18 protein-coding genes and 2 tRNA genes are annotated in these 18,548 nt (G+C 46.0%); 10 read left to right on the top strand and 10 right to left on the bottom strand.

The annotated features are described in order from the left end of the window. Positions 1-9 precede the first annotated feature (9 nt). The 4 genes from H5T41_02550 (at position 10) to H5T41_02535 (ending at position 4,146) form a co-directional block, all read left to right on the top strand. A complete protein-coding gene (locus H5T41_02550) occupies positions 10-990 on the top strand; it encodes a D-glycerate dehydrogenase (protein MBC7107661.1) in 981 nt (326 codons plus the stop codon). A gap of 1 nt (position 991) precedes the next feature. Next, entirely contained in the window at positions 992-2,320 is a 1,329-nt protein-coding gene (locus tag H5T41_02545; GenBank protein ID MBC7107660.1) for a glycerate kinase, read from the top strand. A 28-nt stretch (positions 2,321-2,348) separates the two neighbouring features. Beyond that, complete coding sequence (locus tag H5T41_02540; protein ID MBC7107659.1) at positions 2,349-4,004, top strand: phenylalanine--tRNA ligase subunit beta; 1,656 nt, start codon at positions 2,349-2,351, stop codon at positions 4,002-4,004. A 55-nt stretch (positions 4,005-4,059) separates the two neighbouring features. Continuing rightward, positions 4,060-4,146, top strand: a tRNA-Ser gene (locus tag H5T41_02535). A gap of 117 nt (positions 4,147-4,263) precedes the next feature. On the opposite strand, the gene H5T41_02530 is transcribed toward H5T41_02535, so the two are convergent. Then, positions 4,264-5,265, bottom strand: a complete 1,002-nt coding sequence (locus H5T41_02530; protein MBC7107658.1) for an arsenic resistance protein — start codon at positions 5,263-5,265, stop codon at positions 4,264-4,266. Between the two features lie 379 nt (positions 5,266-5,644). On the opposite strand from H5T41_02530, the gene H5T41_02525 reads away from it, so the two are divergent. The 3 genes from H5T41_02525 (at position 5,645) to H5T41_02515 (ending at position 7,189) form a co-directional block, all read left to right on the top strand. Then, on the top strand, positions 5,645-6,541 hold the full coding sequence (locus tag H5T41_02525; protein ID MBC7107657.1) for a hypothetical protein: 897 nt from the start codon (positions 5,645-5,647) through the stop codon (positions 6,539-6,541). Positions 6,542-6,692: 151 nt separating this feature from the next. Beyond that, positions 6,693-6,956 carry a hypothetical protein gene (locus H5T41_02520; protein MBC7107656.1) on the top strand — a complete coding sequence of 88 codons (264 nt, stop codon included), beginning with the start codon at positions 6,693-6,695 and terminating at the stop codon, positions 6,954-6,956. Then, positions 6,953-7,189 (top strand): hypothetical protein, encoded by a 237-nt coding sequence (locus H5T41_02515; protein ID MBC7107655.1) that lies wholly within the window; start codon positions 6,953-6,955, stop codon positions 7,187-7,189. Before H5T41_02520 ends, H5T41_02515 begins: the two co-directional genes overlap by 4 nt. Here H5T41_02515 and yjjX read toward each other — a convergent pair. From yjjX to H5T41_02475, 8 genes are all read right to left on the bottom strand, one after another. Next, on the bottom strand, positions 7,174-8,139 hold the full coding sequence (gene yjjX, locus H5T41_02510; protein MBC7107654.1) for an inosine/xanthosine triphosphatase: 966 nt from the start codon (positions 8,137-8,139) through the stop codon (positions 7,174-7,176). The genes H5T41_02515 and yjjX overlap by 16 nt on opposite strands. Next, on the bottom strand, positions 8,136-8,333 hold the full coding sequence (locus H5T41_02505) for a DUF2116 family Zn-ribbon domain-containing protein (protein MBC7107653.1): 198 nt from the start codon (positions 8,331-8,333) through the stop codon (positions 8,136-8,138). The genes yjjX and H5T41_02505 overlap by 4 nt, the downstream gene beginning before the upstream one ends. A 50-nt stretch (positions 8,334-8,383) precedes the next feature. Next, positions 8,384-8,974, bottom strand: coding sequence for a tRNA (pseudouridine(54)-N(1))-methyltransferase TrmY (gene trmY / locus H5T41_02500; protein MBC7107652.1), 591 nt, complete (start codon positions 8,972-8,974; stop codon positions 8,384-8,386). Then, on the bottom strand, positions 8,971-10,311 hold the full coding sequence (gene ffh / locus H5T41_02495; protein ID MBC7107651.1) for a signal recognition particle protein: 1,341 nt from the start codon (positions 10,309-10,311) through the stop codon (positions 8,971-8,973). The genes trmY and ffh overlap by 4 nt, the downstream gene beginning before the upstream one ends. Positions 10,312-10,594: 283 nt before the next feature. Further along, positions 10,595-11,464 (bottom strand): coiled-coil protein, encoded by an 870-nt coding sequence (locus H5T41_02490; protein MBC7107650.1) that lies wholly within the window; start codon positions 11,462-11,464, stop codon positions 10,595-10,597. 324 nt (positions 11,465-11,788) lie between these two features. Beyond that, positions 11,789-12,145 (bottom strand): winged helix-turn-helix transcriptional regulator, encoded by a 357-nt coding sequence (locus tag H5T41_02485; GenBank protein ID MBC7107649.1) that lies wholly within the window; start codon positions 12,143-12,145, stop codon positions 11,789-11,791. Between the two features lie 120 nt (positions 12,146-12,265). Then, a complete protein-coding gene (locus tag H5T41_02480) occupies positions 12,266-12,622 on the bottom strand; it encodes a helix-turn-helix transcriptional regulator (GenBank protein ID MBC7107648.1) in 357 nt (118 codons plus the stop codon). 94 nt (positions 12,623-12,716) lie between these two features. Next, positions 12,717-14,318 carry a DUF2075 domain-containing protein gene (locus tag H5T41_02475; GenBank protein ID MBC7107647.1) on the bottom strand — a complete coding sequence of 534 codons (1,602 nt, stop codon included), beginning with the start codon at positions 14,316-14,318 and terminating at the stop codon, positions 12,717-12,719. A 297-nt stretch (positions 14,319-14,615) separates the two neighbouring features. Here H5T41_02475 and H5T41_02470 point away from each other — a divergent pair, with 297 nt between their 5' ends. The 3 genes from H5T41_02470 (at position 14,616) to H5T41_02460 (ending at position 17,715) form a co-directional block, all read left to right on the top strand. Beyond that, the gene (locus H5T41_02470) at positions 14,616-15,974 is read left to right on the top strand and encodes an adenylosuccinate lyase (GenBank protein ID MBC7107646.1); all 1,359 of its coding nucleotides are present in this window, start codon (positions 14,616-14,618) and stop codon (positions 15,972-15,974) included. 93 nt (positions 15,975-16,067) lie between these two features. Beyond that, a tRNA-Ala gene (locus tag H5T41_02465) sits at positions 16,068-16,160 on the top strand. 367 nt (positions 16,161-16,527) lie between these two features. Beyond that, positions 16,528-17,715, top strand: a complete 1,188-nt coding sequence (locus tag H5T41_02460) for a PQQ-like beta-propeller repeat protein (GenBank protein ID MBC7107645.1) — start codon at positions 16,528-16,530, stop codon at positions 17,713-17,715. Between the two features lie 147 nt (positions 17,716-17,862). Here the strand turns inward: H5T41_02460 and H5T41_02455 are convergent, their stop codons facing one another. Continuing rightward, positions 17,863-18,213 (bottom strand): hypothetical protein, encoded by a 351-nt coding sequence (locus H5T41_02455; protein MBC7107644.1) that lies wholly within the window; start codon positions 18,211-18,213, stop codon positions 17,863-17,865. Positions 18,214-18,548 lie beyond the last annotated feature (335 nt).

Genomic DNA, 18,548 nt, shown 5'->3' with positions numbered 1-18,548 from the left:
TCAGTTGCGATGAAGGAATTTGACGTTTTAGTCACGAGAAAAATTCCAGATGCGGGTCTTGATATTCTCGGCAAGGAAGTCAATCTGGACATTTACGAGGGTGATACACCAATTCCCAGGGGTGAACTGATCCACAGGATCAAAGGGAAGCATGGTTTGCTTTGCCTTCTAAGCGACCGCATCGATCGCGATGTTATGGAGGCCGCGGGCTCTCAACTCAAAATCATATCGAATTACGCGGTCGGATACAACAACATCGATGTTGAAGAAGCCACGAAAAGAGGGATTCTCGTCACAAACACGCCAGGTGTTCTAACCGATGCAACGGCGGATTTAACATGGGCACTCATCATGGCGTGTGCGAGAAGAATTCCCGAATCTGATCGGTTTGTGAGGGAAGGCAAGTTCGTCGGATGGGGTCCAATGCTCATGCTCGGATACGAGGTTTACAGGAGGACGATCGGCATCATTGGGCTTGGTGACATTGGAACGGCAGTTGCGCGTCGGGCCAGGGGATTTGACATGAGAATTCTTTATCACAATAGAAAGCGCAATATTGATGGCGAAAGGGAAGTTGGTGCGGTCTACGTGCCGCTTGACACATTGTTAAAGGAATCGGATTTCGTGACAATTCACGTGCCTCTGACGCAAGAAACATTCCATCTGATCGGAGAGAAGGAAATTGGGCTTATGAAAAAGAATGCAATTCTCATCAATGTGGCGAGGGGTGAGGTTGTCGATGAGAAGGCGCTCATTTCTGCTCTGAAAGAAAAACGAATTGCCTATGCTGGTCTCGATGTATTTGAAAATGAACCGCAAATCAATCCGGAGCTCTTTGCACTCGAGAATGTCGTTCTGACACCTCATACAGGCAGCGCGACATACGAATCACGCAACAGGATGGCGGTGATGGCTGCAGAGAATTTGCTTGCAGGGCTAAAAGGCAAAAGACCGCCGAATCTCGTCAATACACGCGTGTGGAAGGATTGATTTGATAATTGTGAATAGAGAGGAACTCATCGCTTCTGGAGATAAGAAGATTCGGGCTGAGATGCTTGGTATTCTTGATGCTGCAATTGATGCCGTCGATCCATACGGTTGCGTCAAGGGAGCGCTCCGGATCAATGGAAATGAGATGCGCATCGGTAATGAGACATTGAACCTTGGATCGTTCAGCAGGATCTTTGTCGTAGGCGCTGGGAAAGCCTCTGCAAGAATGGCGGCAGCGATCAATGACATGATTGGTGAGAAAATTACAGCGGGAATTGTCAACACGATTGGGGAAGGACGCCTTGGAAAAATCGTTCTTCATAAGGCTACGCATCCCCATCCTGGGATCGAGGGAATGGAGGGAGCGCTAAAGATTAAGCGTATATGCGAGGAAGCTGGCGAAAACGATCTCATCATATGTCTCATTTCTGGCGGCGGATCCGCGATGATGCCCTGTCCCGCGGAAGGCATCACGCTGGAGGAAAAGAAAATGACGGCTGAGATGCTCATGCTTGCGGGTGCAACAATCGAGGAGCTCAACACCGTTCGCCGTCATCTCTCGTGTCTCAAAGGTGGCAACCTTGCTAAGGCAGCATTTCCAGCTACTGTTTTAAGTCTGATTATATCCGATGTCATCAACGATCCACTTGAAAGTATCGCATCGGGACCGACGGCTCCGGACCCGACGACCTTCAACGATGCACGTCAGGTCCTCAGGAAATATGATCTTCTCGATAAAGTCCCGCGATCGGTCAGAGAGAGACTTGAACGCGGTGGTGAAGAAAACCCGAAGCCAGGCGATCTCGTATTCAATAAAGTCAAGAACGTCATTGTCGCGAGCAACAGGATAGCTCTTGAAGCCGCTCTACAAAAGGCGAAAGAATATGGTTACGAGACTCTCATCCTCACATCGTCGATGAGGGGCGAAGCGAGGGATGTTGGCAAGGCGTTTGCACGCCTCGGAAAAGAGATTCTTCATACAATTGGATCTCGAAAAACCAGGAGAATGATCATCGCTGGTGGCGAAACAACGGTGACTGTTAGAGGAAAAGGAAAGGGCGGGAGAAACTGCGAGCTGGTGCTTGGCGCATTGCTTGAGCTAGAGAAAGGCATCACAATCCTATCCTATGGAACTGACGGCATCGATGGGAATAGCGATGCTGGTGGCGCGATTGCCGATTGTCATGTGTTTACGGAGGAAGCAGTTGAGTACCTCGCAAATAACGATTCCTATTCCTATTTTAAGAAACACGGTGGTCTCATTTTCACAGGGCCAACAGGTACTAATGTTGGTGACATCGTTCTTCTGGCCGTTTCAAGAAAAGAATAAATAATGTCATCTCTATGGCATCCCCGCGATGCCAGTTATCAATTTCAAATACGACGATCTCATCAGGCTCATCGGTCGTGAAATTCCACTCGACACGATTTTAGAGAAATTGCCGATGATGGGTGCAGATTTTCATGGATATGATTCTGAAACTAGAGAAATTATGATGGAGTTTTTTCCGAACAGACCAGATTTATACAGCGTTGAAGGCATTGCGAGGGCACTGAGGTCCTTTCTTGGTTTCGAACCTGGTCTTAAAAGATATGAGGTTCGTGAATCGAAAATTGTGATGAAGCATGACAAGAGTACGAAAGAAGTGAGACCATTCTTTGTCGGAGGTGTTGTGAGAAACGTGAAAATGTCCGATGAGCTCATCCGGTCGCTTATGGGGCTTCAAGAAAAGCTCCATCTGACTGTTGGTAGAAAAAGGGCAAAGGTCTCGATTGGTATTCATGATCTAGACCGTGTAGAGCCTCCATTCACATATAAGGCAGTGCGACCCGACGAGATTTCATTTGTTCCTTTGGGAAAGAATGAGATGATGAATCTCCAGGAGATTCTTGAAAAACATGAGAAGGGGATCGAATATCGTTACATACTCGAAGGAAAGGAAAGGTATCCGATTATTGTCGATAGGCGCGGTGAGGTGCTTTCTTTTCCCCCAATCATCAATGGGCAGCTGACTGTTGTGACTGAAAAGACAGAGAACATCTTTATCGATGTGACTGGTACCGACTTCCATGCGATATCAGGAACGCTGAACATCGTTGCAACGGCGCTGGCGGAATGGGGATCGAACATTGAAACAATTGTCGTCGAGGGCGAAGACCGCATCGTCACGCCCGATCTCGAACCTCGAAAGATGATCTTGCGTGCCGAGGATTGCAACAAGCATCTCGGCCTCGATCTTGACGGGAAAGCGATTACGCAGTGTTTAGAAAAAATGGGATACGGTTGCCAGTGTGAAGGCAACGTTATTGAGGTTCTGGTGCCTGCAACGAGGATGGATATCCTTCATCCCGTTGATCTTATTGAAGACGTCGCGATTGGCTACGGATATGAATCGTTTGGAGGAATTCTTCCGCGTTGCCAGACAATTGGCAGTGAGCGACCAGTTGAAAAAGCAAGCTCCCTTCTCAGGGATATAATGATAGGTCATGGATATCTTGAGGTGACGACACTCACACTCTCAAGTCCAAAGGAACAATTCGAAAAGATGAGAATCGAAGCGACGGAGTCCGTTGAAATCCTCAATCCGATTAGCGAGGATCACACCTGTCTAAGAACCCATCTCCTGCCGAGTCTGTTATCTCTGCTGAAAAAAAGTAAGCATCGCGATCTTCCCCAAAGGGTCTTTGAGATCGGCGATGTTGTGACTGGCACGAAGCGTAGAAAACACATTGCAGCAATTTCGCTGCACGCAAAAGCTGGTTTCACCGAGATGAAGTCGATTGTTGAAAGCATCCTCCGGGATTGCCAAATTGAATTCACATTAAAACCTGCCGATCTTGGCATGTACGTTGATGGAAGGCAAGCTTTTGTATTAAACGGCGACGAGACAATAGGCCATTTCGGGGAAATCCATCCCGAAGTTCTGACGAATTTCACGCTTGCCTACCCTGCGGTTGCGATGGAATTTGATCTTGAAACGCTACTAGCTGGAAAACTCGAGAGGGTTATCTAAGACCATCATCGGAAAATCTAATATGGTGGAGTTAATGAAGGAGGTTATCATCGTTGCCGAGGTAGCTAAGCCCGGATCACAGCGCCGGCCTTGAGAGCCGGTGGTGCTCTGCACCACGGGAGTTCAAATCTCCCCCTCGGCGCCTTATTCATAGGATCAATCGTCAATTTTTCGCAGGCATTCTTGCTTTCATGTTTTGACCTGTAGATGAACTCAATTGAGAAATAGTTGAACTTCAAAGCTTTGGTTGCTCACTTTCTTAGCCAGCAGTAGCTGTTTTATTGAAAAATCTCCTCTCGCAGAAGCGAAGTGCCTTGGTGATTGCTACAAGAATTGGCAATTCGATGAGCACTCCTATGATTATAGAAACATAAATCAACGGCTCATTCGGAAAAACACCAAAAGCAATAGCAAGGGACAGCGGAGAATTTCTGGCCGCAGTCGTACATGTCAGAAGAGCACATTCCTTATATTCGAGATGAAAGACTTTGCTCGATATCTGGGCATTAATGAACGATAGTGTGAAAAAGATGAGTAGCGGCACGAACATGAGGAGAAGAGGATCCAGGTTCTCAACAATCACATAGCTCTGCCCATAAAACATCAGGAATATCACCACGACTAGACTCGCGAGTTGCAAAGGAGATGAAATCTTGCCTAGGATCTCTTTTTCTTTGCTTTTACCCTTTGACTTCCCAATGAGGTACCTTGTCAAGGCTGCGAGAGCAAATGGGAACGCTATAAAGATCAATAAAGTCTCGAGGAAAGCACTGATTTGAAAATCTATCATGTGACCTGCGAAAAGATATACGTAGATAGGCATCAGCATTATCTGTAGCGCTAGATTTGTCGGAAGCAGTGCCAATCCCAGCGGGACATCCCCTTTGGACATCGAAGTAAATACAAGAAACCAGTCTGTGCACGGAGTAACCAAATAAAGAATGAAACCAATATATATCGCAGGATATGCATACAAAAAAACCATCGCCAGAAGCCAGGCTATAAGAGGAATTACTGCAAAATTCAATCCCCAAGCGATCAAGAAGAATTTTACTCGTTTGTACGAACGTCCGACCTCGCCTAGGGGAACGCTCAACGCCATGCTATAAATAAGAACGATTATTGCAAGGGACACTAAGAAATCAACATTCGAATCTGAATTGTTTTTCAAGACCCCAAAGACAAGGCCTAGAATCATCGCACCTATTAAGATAAGGGACTGGATTTTTTCTAAAAGACTTAATTTCGCCTCGTCTTCCATCGCCAACGGGATGGACTTTCTTTTATTTTTTTCTCTCTCTCTGTCGCTATGAAGAGCTACATGAATTGTATTCTTTAGGGTGTCAGATCATGTTGGATTCGACTTAAAGAAAAAATAGATCCAGGATTTCCTAGAGATTTGCATGACCGTTGATAAGCGATGATAAGAAATTCAACCAAAAATTTTGAAGAGTAGTGAACCTACGATATCATTTAATGTTCTCTTGCATGCTTGTACCAGGTACATGAAAAGGGTATCTAAGATTGAAAAGACGTTTCCAAATGCGAAATACAGATTGTTAAAGCTACATTTCGCTCGATGCTCTTTTTCGCTGTTGAAAAAGCTTTAATCTATCCTCTCAGTTAGGCCGCCTCCAATCATGGCCATTCGAGATATCCTTCAAAACAACGCGCTAATGATGCTTTTCGCCTTCATACTTGGCTTCGCGATCGGCGGCTTCCCAGCGCACAATGCCGATATCGCGATGGCCTGTCTCGTTATCGTCATGTCCCTGTCCCTTGGCGGTTTGAAAATTCGAGGCATGCGTTTGAGGGAACATACCAAATCGGTTATCGTCGCATTGGTCGCTTGTTTCGGCGTCTCTTCCATCGTGACGATACTTCTTGGTTCTTTATTTAGCGATGCTGAGATAAGAATTGGGTGGGTGATTGTTGCTTCAGTTCCGTCAGCGATCGCCGTCATACCATTCACTTATCTTCTGAAGGGAGACCTGCAATTCTCTCTTGTCGCATCAACGGTGATCTACGTTCTTTCCCTGGTGATCACACCGCTCATGACGCTGCTATTCCTTGGGAAGCCTGTCGATCAATTGACGCTCCTCTGGTATGTCATAGTTCTCATCTTCTTGCCGCTTGCAGCCTCGAGAGCGCTTGTCAAGGTGCCGATGTCCGGACAGATGCGTACGATATTAATTAATATCGCATTCTTTGTCATGTTCTTTGCTATTACGGGATCTAACAGGAATGCATTTTTTGGTGATCCGATTCTTATATTCGCTCTATTCCTTGTCGCAGCCGCGAGAACCTTCTTCGTTGGCGGAACCGTTGAATTTATTGCGAGACGTCTTCGTGTTGAGAAAAAGAAGAGAATACCGATCGTGCTATTCTCAACTTACAAGAACACAGGAATGGCAGCCGCACTTGCATCTGTCTTGATCGGCAATGTAGCTGCAATTCCCGCCACCGTGTGCCTTGCCATAGAAGTCATCTGGTTTGTCGCGCTCACAAAGGCCATTTATCCGATGAAAGAGAAATGATTCTTTTGCTGGCATTGACAATCATGAACAAAATATTATAGAATGAAGAGAGATTTTCCAGCCGCGACGAGGACAAAGCGTTGGATATTTCGTTATATTTAAATTATCGTACGACTATTCAATTTCAAGATTCAGAAGGGATGGGGGTCATTTGTGCAAGTATCGATATCGTCAGGTTTTCTGCGCTAATGCGCTGATTAAAGGAAGGGAATGCATCGGCGAGGAAAAGTGCACGATCAAGTTTTCTTCCGCCCCGACAATTAAGAAAAACGATTGCACTTTTGAGAACTGGCATGGCCTTTATTGTGCTAAATACCAACGTTTCTACTGTGCAGGACTTGAAAACTGTTCAACTGCTGAGTCATACATGGCTCATTTCGCTAAATATAAGCAAAGTATCGGAGGAATCAAATGAAATGCAAGTACCTCGATGAGAATGGCAATTGCACCGGCCTTTATGCTGGATTCAGGTGCATAAAGGAAAAGTGCAGAGCAGATCGGAGCGCGATATGTGAATTCAACGAATTCGACTTTTATTGCAAGAAGTTCCGACGATTCGAATGTATTGGCCTCAACAACTGCGGGACACTCGATGATTATTTTTCATTCCTGAGAAAAAGAAGAGAAAACGCTCAGCGTTCGAAATAGAGATCATATCTGATGCGAGGGACCATTGCTGCCAAAACACATTGTTCTGTAAGCTTCTGTCGTGTCATCAATCCTTTCGTTAAAAAATGTATTGCGCCTTGCTTCCGCCCAATATTCCTCGTCTCGCTGATTTCTTCAAAAATCTTTCCCACAGTCTTTCCGTTCCGAAGATCCTTTTCAATGCATGAAGGGAGCTTAAACCCAGAGCCATGCCCAATTGTGATTCTTCCGATCTTATCGATGATGGCGCAATACTGGACATCGAAAAGCCCATCTTTCATTTCAAAAACTCCTGCCTCGATTCCAACACCAAAGTCAGCATCTTCGATCGCGCGCTTTGCCCTCTCGATCGCCCCTTTCAGCGTATCTTCGCCCCAGGGCTGTTCGCCGACATGATTCTCAACTTTTGAAGCGCTGATAATGACGTTACTGTAAATCTTCTTCATAACGCTTCGAACGGCCCTGATCTTGACAGGATTGTCTGAGCCTACTTTTACCACAATAGGGCGAAGCATTTTGCCTTCTTCATCGATCTCTCCTTTGAGAATTCGTGTAGAACTGATCGGTACACAATCCTCTGCCAAAATTAATGGAATAGCGTGCAGTGCGATTGCGGGCAATCCCTTGGATTCTCTGATTTCGTTGATCCTTTTTCCCATTTCGATCGTTCTCTCTGAGGCAACAAGGATATGGATATCAGGATCGCTTATTGCGCTTCCATAAGGATCGTCTAGGATTTCGATTTCCCAATTCTTATTCTTCGTTGAAAGATATTGCTTGAGACGATCGATCCTCTCTTCAAGCGGGAATACGCTTTCTCGGCTTTGCCTCGCGAATGCATCTGAAGTGATGCCAACGACGATATGATTGCCGAAACTGAAGGCTGTATCAAGTAGAAACCTGTGTCCTCTGTGAAGAACATTAAAGGTACCAGCAACAGCGACTTTCATGGAACCGCCATAATAAGAACGGCAACGGTCAGTATCGCTAGCGTCAATACATAGAGAATGATGAGTTGTCGTTTCCTTTTCTTAAGAATTTCCTCTCCAGCCTTCGTACATTCGGTTGAACAGTACTCGGAGGTACCTATGAACGCTTTGCCGCACTGACGGCAGTGTTTGTGTTGTGGAATCCGCTCGACCATTGAAAAGTAAGTATCGCATCCGCGGTTAAAAGGTTAACCGATAATCCGAATCATCGAACGAAGCGCCTATCGAGTTCGTTATTGACGATCGTGATACAATGATCGGCATGGTAGCTGATAGGCCCCAGGCTGATTTTCAAGGGCGAATAATTCATGAGCAGCTCTTCCTCTTCATAGGTGAGATCCTGATCATCGCCGAGCACGAAACTCACATCCTCAGGAAGTTCCACTTCTCGAATATCCGTTCCATCTTCTTTCAGGTAGACTAATTGGCTGTCTTTCGAAATGATAGTTAAGACATCGCTGTAAGAACGATTCGATGCATAGATTCCTGGCGAACACCGCTCTTCCGTTATAACTTTCTGCATGAGCGCATTTCTGACGAGAGCACCGGTACTCCTCTCGTCGGGATTAAGATATTTGAGTTCGGCGCCGACAAACTTCAACGTCTTCGGTGGATTTGGTGGTCCGAGTAAAATAAGGTAAACCTCCGCATCCCTTCTGATATCATGTGAGAGAAAGAAAGCGGAATTGATGCATCGTAAGAGAATATCAAGTCGACCTGTGCTCCCAGCAAGATCGTCGAGTTTGAATGAACCTGAGGTCGTAGCTTTATGACCAATGATGACGAAACGTCTCATTCCTGCACCTCAAGTCCTCCAGACTGGAGTTGTTTGAGTAGCTGCTTTCTCAACTTGCGGTTGCCGAGGAATCCTTTGACCGCTTTTCTCGAATTGTTGTACTGTCGCAAAAGCTCCCTTACATCTTTAGGGTCTGCGCCAGAACCCCTCGCGATTCTGAGGATTCTTGATGACTTGATGATTCTAGGATTCTCCATTTCCTCTTCCGTCATCGAATCCATAATTACCTTGAATTTCCAGAGACGATGTTGTGACTCCTCCAGATCGACCTTATCAGACAGACCTGGCATTCCCGGGAGCATCGATATCAGCTTCTTGAGAGGTCCCATATTCGTGAGCATTTGTATCTGTTCGTACATTTCCTTTAAGGTGAAGCGACCGCTCATAATCTTCTTCGTTGTCTCGAGCGCCTGCTCTTCTGTGATCGTTTCTTTCGCTCTCTCGATTAGTGCTCTGATATCGCCCATGCCCAAAAGTCTCGATACGAAGCGCGCGGGATCAAAAGGTTCGAGGTCTTCAAGGTGCTCTCCTGTCCCGATGAAAACGATCGGAGCTTTTGTCTGAGAGACGGCACTGAGGGCTCCTCCTCCTTTCGCTGTCCCGTCTAACTTTGTTAGAATGACACTCGTGACACCGACCGCATCGTGAAACGCTTTCGCCTGCGGACCAGCCTGTTGTCCTGTTGCCGCATCGAGCACGAGAATCTTTTCAGTAGGTTTCGCAATTTCGGCAACCTCCTTCAGCTCATCGATCAGATCGCTTTCCAGTGCGTGACGCCCTGATGTATCGATGATGATGACGTTCAAACCTGAAAAGTGCTTCATACCGTCGCGAACGATCTTCGTAGCGTTTTTCTCATTAGGATCTCCGTACACAGGGATCCCGAGTTTGTCACCGATTTGTTTTAGCTGATCGTACGCCGCTGGTCTGTGGACATCGGCGGCGATGAGTCCGACCCTCAACCCCTTTTTATGGAAGTATCTTCCGAGCTTTCCAGCGGTCGTAGTTTTTCCTTGACCATAAAGGCCAACCATCATGATGACCTGATCAGTGAGGGGAATCGCCTTTCCTTCGCCGAGAATCTTGACGAGTTCCTCATAGATAATCTTGATCACGTGCTCCTTTGAACTCATCCCTGCTGCAGGTTTTTCGGTCAGGGCGCGTCTCTCGACTTCCTTCGTGATTTCGAGGACAAGTTTGACATTCACGTCGGCTTGCAGCAATGCTCGCTGGATATCTCTTGTCACCTCTTTGACAAGTTTGCTATCAACGTTGCTTGAATTTGCAATTTTCTTGAGTACATCCCTGAGCGAACGGCCCAGTCCTTCCAAAACCATCGATTCGCACCTGCTGTTATCGAATACCGTAGTTCTATTAATTTTTGTTGGAGGAGTTTGTTAGAGACTAGCTTCATTTTTAAACAAAAAAGGGATGGGAAGGGCTAGCCTTGTCAGAAGGGATGGGATGCACTCTAACAACTAGCCCAGTATTCCCGTTCTCTTTTATGTCCGTATTACTATTTAAGATTTTTGATGATTACTATTTATAATCTTCAATTTTCTTCGAGAAAATCAAAACACTTGTATCGAAATGGTAAGGAGGAATCGGAGATCATGACACTCATAGATATCCCGATTTCTGGAGCGCCATGATATCTTCCGTGCTCAATTTCTCGCCTCTCTTGAAGCGCTCGAATATTTCCTCAGCCTCTTTTAGCGCAGTCGATTCCTCTCTCTTTTTCCTTGCCTTCCGCGCTTTTTGTTTCAATCCTGTAATGATCTTATCGTAATCGTGAACCTGCCTGATGCACTCGATATGTTTCCTGTGTTCTTCGTCGGCCTTCAGCTTTGTCTCGATAAACTTCTCTTGTGCCTCATCCGCCTCTTTCCGGAGTTTATCCGCCTGCTCGTATAATTCGATCATCTTATCATGCTCGGCCTGCGCTTTTTCGGCCAACTCAGCAACCATCTTATGATACATTTCCGCTTTTTCTCGCGCTTCCTTCAACTCTTTAATCGCGTTCTTGATCTCAGCATTCTGTTCGAGAGCCTTTTCTCTCTCTTTAATTTGCAACTGAAGCTGTGAGATCATCTCGATCAGTTCCCTTTCCTTTTCAGGAGTGAGAACTGATGTCATCTGTTTAAATTCAAGATTCTTCAAATCCCTTTTGAGTCTCGAAATGGGAGGTCCATTTTTCGGCAGATTTTCTTTCTTGAGTTTCATCACCTTTTCATTGAGCTCGCTGACCTTCTTATTCCAAAGATCTCTGTTTTCCTTTGCTTCCTTAACCTGGGCATTTAAGGTGTCGCGCATCTCTTTATGTTTCGAAGCCTCCTCGACGAGCTCCCTCACCTTTGCATTTAATTGATCCCGCTTCTCAACCCACTCCTTCGTTTTCTCGTTCAGCTCATCACGAAGGCGTCGATGTCGTTCCGCTTCATTATTCGCGATCTGCCGCTTCTTCTCGAGCTCCTCTAGGAGTTCTGTCATAAAGCCACACTCAACCAATCAGGCACACAAGTGAGATGGGATGGACATAATGACATTCATTTATAATCCTTTCGCCGCGGCAAATATCTGGAACTTGTTGATCAATGCCGTTTTTTATTTTTTTCGAAATCTGGGCGATAGGAAGGGACAAAATTAACTTTCTTCTGAGATGATTAATTTTTCTTATCCGTATCGCAGCAATTTCCTATTTTCTGACAGTGGAATTTCTCTCATACTAATATTCGGAGTGATCGCAGTTTCATCAATTTGGATTCAACATTATTATTAAAATTTGAATGTAAAACTACCAAAAATCGTCTCAATTCACCTCTTGTCTTCTTCTGCGTCCTTTTGCTCCTCATCCGGCTTGAATTCGATATCGTGCCATTGATCGCCAAACTGATCCGTATCACCCGTCTTCAGTTGAAATTTTACTCGTAGCTTTCCATTCTCGAAGAATAAATAAGCATTCTTGAGTGTTGATAGATAATAAGAGATGCGCTTGCCCTGTTGTGAGAGCTTTCTCTCCTTGCATTCCAGAAGGCCAACACTCTGCAGATCTCTTATTCTCCGATAACAGGCAGCAATCGGTATTCCATATTTCTGGGAAATCTCTTGTGCAGACCGGGGCTTTCTCGTCGTCGCCACAAGTATTTTGACCGCATACTCATCGGTAAGCAACTGAGATGTTTTCAGGAGATCGATAGTACTTCCTCCGCGATACGATAAAAATGTGATACATTAGATAAATCCTTTACTTCGGGAAAAAAGAAGCAATAAGTGGGCATTTACACATTGGTTTTAATGTTTTAGCCCTTCTGCGATCGAAGTCTGACCGAATAACTCTTCATCAGGAAGCCAGGCGACTTCAACCATGAACTGCCCATCACAGAAGACGACTTTCACCATCTTGACGGCACACTGGTAATATCTGACCTTCTTTCCGCGGAAGACCTCCTCTTGGCGAACACAGCGCAGCAATCCCGCCTTTTCTAATATTCCAACCCTTCTATAAGCAACTGCGATCGGTATCGAACATTGCTTACTGATCTGCTGCACGGAAAGTGCTCGGCCATAGGTTGCGCGCAGGATTTTGCTCGCGTATCCATCAGCGACGAGCCTTATCAGGGCGTCTTCGGCACAGACCTGTGCTTCCATACGGTTTTTCATTTCTCGCCGCTCTTAAAGAGTTTATTCCCTCAGTATCAACAATGATACTAAATGCGATAGATGCAAAAAAGGTAAAGAGCGATCAGATCATTGGGATGAGTTTGACTTTTGGCAACCCCTCAGTTATTTCGAATTCAACGCCGAAATATGGTGTATATGGCTTTATACCGCAGAACATGACTGTCCCGTCAATGCTCTCGAGCTGAATATGAAGATGGGATTGATGCGCGAGTGCGGCGAATGATGCAGAAATTTCGGTTGCTTCTGCGAGAACGATATTGCCCTCGCGTCTCATGATGTCAATAAAAGCGTGAGTATGTCTGAAAACATCGTTTCCATACTGCGCCTCCATTGCATCATAACCGAAAATCGAAATGAACGGCGTTGATGCTCCTGAAAGCATATAGCTCAGCGAGTCCCACCTGAAATCATTTGAAGCATCATTACCTTCAATCATACTCACGAAGGGATATCCTGCATCGATCCCACTCGTATCGAGGATCCTCAAACATCTTGAAATCCTCTCTTTGGCGACCAACATATTGATTTGTCTATCCAATGTTGGGTAATTGAGGGAACGCAGTGGATACCATACGACGCCTCTTTTCTTCGAAAGAAAATCGGCAATAATGGTAAGTTCGATGCATTCTATTACTTCTTGTGGGATATCTGCTCCAAATTCAAAGAGAACCAACCCTCCCTTTGGCAAACCGCCAATCACACGATCGAAATCTGCGATCCCCGTTGATACCATCGAGTCGCTCGGATCCTCAACAGGTGAATGTCTTTTCATAACTTCTGGAATCGTAACTTGGGTCTGCTCAAAGGTCTTCATTCTTCCGTCCGCAAGGGTAAACAGATACCGCCATTTTTCGATCCGTGATCCTCTCAGTTTTTCCATGACGAGATGTCTGACCCTTCTTCCTCTCCTCTCCTCACTTTTAAGAACGACGACACCATCTCCTAGATAATCGAGATTTGTTTTGCCTCCACTTTCAAGCACATAGATGATATTCGTGCTAGAGTGATCGACCAGATCCTTTTGCAGTGTGTTGATGATCCTATTTGAAAGGATACCATATTTCTCGGAAAGACCGTCGATGCTATCGATGATCACAAGTGTTTTCTTAGGAAGATTTGACTCGGCGAGATCGTATGCGAGTTCAAGCTCTGGTAGAAGGACACCCAGGTCAAGAATGATCGAACCGTCAACAAATTCCGCCCCGTATTGTTCGCTTTCCTCCTCACCAAGTTCTCCAGATTCGATCTGCCCCTCAAGTTTTTGAAGTTCTGATCGGACAACCGTTGCAACAGTTTCGGATTTTGCAAGGACCTTGAGCAGTTCCATTGCTGCTCGAAGCGTTGCGTCCTTCGGAACGCTTTCAGCTTCTTTCGCGTGCGGTGGGCGCGTTTTCTTGAGAAAAGCCTTGCTCGCTCTCAGAATGCTGTCTCTCCTGGATTTCTCTTTTAGCCACGGAAACTGACGGTAGAGTGCCTCGTCCGAGACTCTCGATGAGAGGTAATAGTTCGCTTGTTCTTCCATCAATTCCTCAACAATCTGAAGTGCGAGAGTTGTCTTTCCTGTTCCCGCCTCGCCCTTTATGATTAGTGAGTGTCCGCCCGCACTACGCAGAAAATCTAATATCTCCCCAGGAATCCTTCCAACATGACTTTCCACTTTCAAATCAAACGCCCATAGTATATTCTTAGGCAAACTTTTAATGGTTTTTGCAATCCGCTGGGCAAAAATAAGCTGAGATATCAACAATTTTAACGGCATTATTTGAGAGATCGTATAACCTTCACGATAATGCTTTCACGCGATTAATCGATAGAAGATGGAACAATAATATTTGTATAGTGATCATTCAATGTCATTAGGTGATTGTTACACTGATGGATTTGGATATCATCTATTCATGTCAAACGAGATTGCTAGGATGATGGGATCAATGATTCATTTAAAGTGAGGAATGAGCAAATGCTTCTTTGCCCTCTTGACTACCGTTATGGACGTCCGAAGATAAAGGCAATCTTCAGCGAAGAGAACAAGCTCAAAACGCAATTGCTAGTTGAGGCGGCTCTTGCCAGAGCACACGCTTCTGTCGGGAATATTCCGGACTCTGCCGCAAGGATGATTTCGTCGAAAGCGACACTCGAATTTGTAACGGTGGAGCGGGTTAAAGAGATTGAGGAAGAGACGAAACATGACATCATGGCAATGGTCAAAGCGCTTGCTGAGAAATGCGGAGAAGCCGGAAAATACGTACATCTTGGTGCTACGTCGAATGATATTATTGATACGTCCACTGCAATTCAAATAAAAGAAGCACTCGAGATCATTAGTCGTGACATCACTGACCTTATCGAAGTTTTTGCCAGACTCGCGAAGAAACATCGAACGACTGTTATGGTCGGAAGAACTCATGGTCAGTTCGCTATACCGATGACATTTGGCTTCAAGATTGCTGGTTATACGGCTGAAATGATGAGACACCACGAACGCCTGGAAGAAATCAAAAAGAGGGTTTGCGTTGGAAAGATGTCCGGTGCGGTTGGAACGGGCGCCGCTCTCGGTCCGAAGTTCCTCGAAATTCAGCGAAAAGTCATGGAAGAACTTGGTTTGAAGGCTGAAGACGCGGCGACCCAAATTGTTTGCAGGGACCGGTATGCTGAGCTGATCTGTCTCATGGCTCAGATCTGTACTTCCTGTGAACGCTATGCAACTGAAGTGAGGAATTTGCAGCGTTCGGAAATCCAGGAGGTCTCCGAGGCATTCGATGTCACGAAACAGGTGGGCAGTTCGACAATGGCCCAGAAGAAGAATCCAGTGACATCGGAAAACATCTGCGGTTTGGCAAGGATTGTCAGATCTTTTGTCATGCCTGCGCTTGAAAATATGGTTCTCTGGCATGAGAGAGATCTGACGAACTCAAGTGCCGAGAGATTCATTCTACCGCACGTCCTCGTTCTCACCGATGACATCTTGACAAAGACGATCGACGTCTTTTCAAATCTTTCTGTTAGAGAGGATAAGATGCGCGAGAATCTTGAAAGGGGAAATGGACTTATCATGGCCGAAGCGGTGATGATCGAGCTTGTCCGGCGTGGCATGGGACGTCAGGAAGCGCATGCTTTGGTCAGAAAGTGCAGTTTAGAGGCGGATGAAAAAGGCGTGAATCTGAAAGAGGTCCTTCTCAATTCGAAGGAAATCATGTCGGTTATGAGTGAGAAAGATCTTGATTGGGTCATGGCACCGGAGAATTATCTCGGAAAAGCGCCTGAGATTGTCGATGAAGTGGTCAGGAGGGCTGAGGAACTATTGGGGAAGACGATTTGAAAAACAAAAGGATCGATCGATGTTGACACTGGTTGTTTTGTCTAATTTTTCAACGGGAAAAGGATTAAATCTCCAATCTCATTATCGGTGCCTGGGCCGATAGATCAGTGGATGTGCGTTCGCGCGCCACTAAAGATCGCCGCCTTCGCAAGGCGGAGGCCGTGGGTTCAAATCCCACTCGGTCCACTAACAATACTGGCTTTTTCAAAAAGTGCCCGATTTAGGGCACTCTTAGCCTCTATCCAGTCATTCTTGTGATCAGAAAAAGAACTCGTGTCATAAATCTGTATTTTCAGTCTTGAAAGTAGCTTTCTAATCGCCGCTAAACTCAAGCGAATTTCAATTTACTTGAGATACATTAGTATCGTCTGCGTGCATATGATTTAATTCCGTCGATGAGAAAGCCTTATTTTTTGAAGAAACCCATTAATTCAAAGGTAATTAATATTTCACTGGAGGAATTATTACGGCCAGATCGAGTTTATTGCTCATTGCGTCTGCCACGATTGCTGTCATTGCGCTGATACTTGCTTCGATTTCGGGTGCTCATGCAATGGCTAATCGGGGACCGTGGCCGATGCTTGGCGGCAACGCACAGCACACTGGCCTAGCACCTGTAAGCCTGGATCTAAACTCGGTTTCTGTGAAGTGGAACGCCTTAAGTGAAATTCAACATTCTGTAGGATGGATATCCCCAGCTATCGGAGAAGACGGCACGATATACGCCGGTGATGGGGATGGCGTAATGGCCCTAGATTCATCCGGCAAGCTGAAGTGGAGAGTTTGGATCCATAGATATCCAACGAGCTGGTCCTGGTCACCAGGGATAGGATCAGGAGGAAACATCCACGTGGGGTCGGCGTATGGTCTGGTCACGATTTCCAACACCGGACAGTTCGTCTGGAATTTCACGACTGCTACACCAGTTAAATGTCCACCAACGGTGGATGACGAGGGGCGCGTTTACTTCGGACAGTATTACGGTCCACCTGATGCTCAATATTACCTGTATTGCGTACTGCCCAACGGAACGTTGGCATGGAGGCACGAATTCGGGCCTGTTGGAATCTCTTCCCCAGCCATCGGATACGATGGGATTGTCTACGCTGTAGGCGCCGTGAATTCTTCTTATGATAGTCCGTACAGGCTCGCTGCTTTCAATCCCAATGGGACTCTTTTATGGGAGTTTGACTTGAACTCCTCCGTCAGCTCCTCTCCGGTTGTGACTGAAGATACCATTTACATTGGATGCGACAACGCTCGTTTCTACGCAATCGGCACCAATGGTAGCCTTAAATGGGTATTCGAAGCCACGGCAGGAATAAAAACGACGGCAGCGATTGCCGCCGACGGCACGATATACTTCGGATCGGATGATGGATGCCTGTACTCATTGAGCAAGAACGGATTTCTCAACTGGGCAATCCCTTCTGGGATACTGGATTACACACAACCTGTCATAGGCATGGATGGAACTGTGCTGTTTGGAAATCAGTCCGGCTTAGTTGCCGTCAGCCCCAACGGGACTGTTAAGTGGCATCTCGATCTGGAGACTTGGGTCTACTCGCCTGCGATCGGCGAAGACGGGACGATATATGTCGGCACATGGCAACGCGGGCTCATTGCAATTGGGCCAGCTTCAGGCGTTGGACTCGAGTGGTATGTATTAGGGGTAAGCATCGGCATCGCAATCGTCATTGCTGTTGCTTTCGCGATCGTTAGGTGGAAGCGATCGAAGTGAGGCCATTTGGATGATGAAGAAGGGCTTTGAGATTCTCCAAGAGTGTATTTGACGCAAGCATGGTGCGAGAAGCTCGATCTTCGTGATCCCGTATTCTTGAGAATTCTGTGAATTCTGTACCTCAAGTCAATCTCGTTGCTTGCAGCATTACAGCGGTGCCCCATCGCCCTTAATGTATCCTCCGAACCTCTCGATCCTCGCATTGTACTCCGGCTCGAACTCGTGAACCCAGACGATGTCATCAGGTCTGAAGCCCCTTTGAGGGTGAATCTTCTCCCACTGTTCGATAAACTCTTCCCTGCTCCTGAACCCCTCGAGCTCGTAGTTCCTCGCAACCTCCTCCAGCCTCGCCCTGAACACCCTGACGATTCTGAAGCAGTGATGAAGTACGTCGAAGATGTCGCCCGGCCTTCCCTTTGGCTTATAGCGAGCGATCCACCGCTTGAACACCCTGCGGCCGTCTTTGGTTTCGATGCCTTCGAGGATCGCCTGTTCCATATCGAACGCAAAATTCAAATCGATAGTTCTACCCCCTATTAAGATCACCTTTCATTATCCCTATATTATTATTTGGCGTTATTTTTTCTTGATTTTTGTATTCGCGGGAGGGAGAGCACAGGAAAATTGCTGCATTTCGTACAGTGGCTTATCCTATTTTTTACGAACCTTTTTTTTCAATTTGGACAAATGTCTCCGATTCTGCCTTCGGACTCCTAACATTCGTATCACCTGTTTCGAATATTTCCCCCATTCGATCTAAGAAAAATTCGCTGTTGAATTCATCAATTTCGCAATTTCAGTTGATCAAAAGAAGCCAAGAAGTTAGCAAATGG

This window comes from Methanomassiliicoccales archaeon (assembly GCA_014361295.1).
GTDB lineage: Archaea > Thermoplasmatota > Thermoplasmata > Methanomassiliicoccales > JACIVX01 > JACIVX01.
Note: the sequence above shows the minus strand (reverse complement) of the source record. Positions and strands in the feature narration are given on the sequence as shown.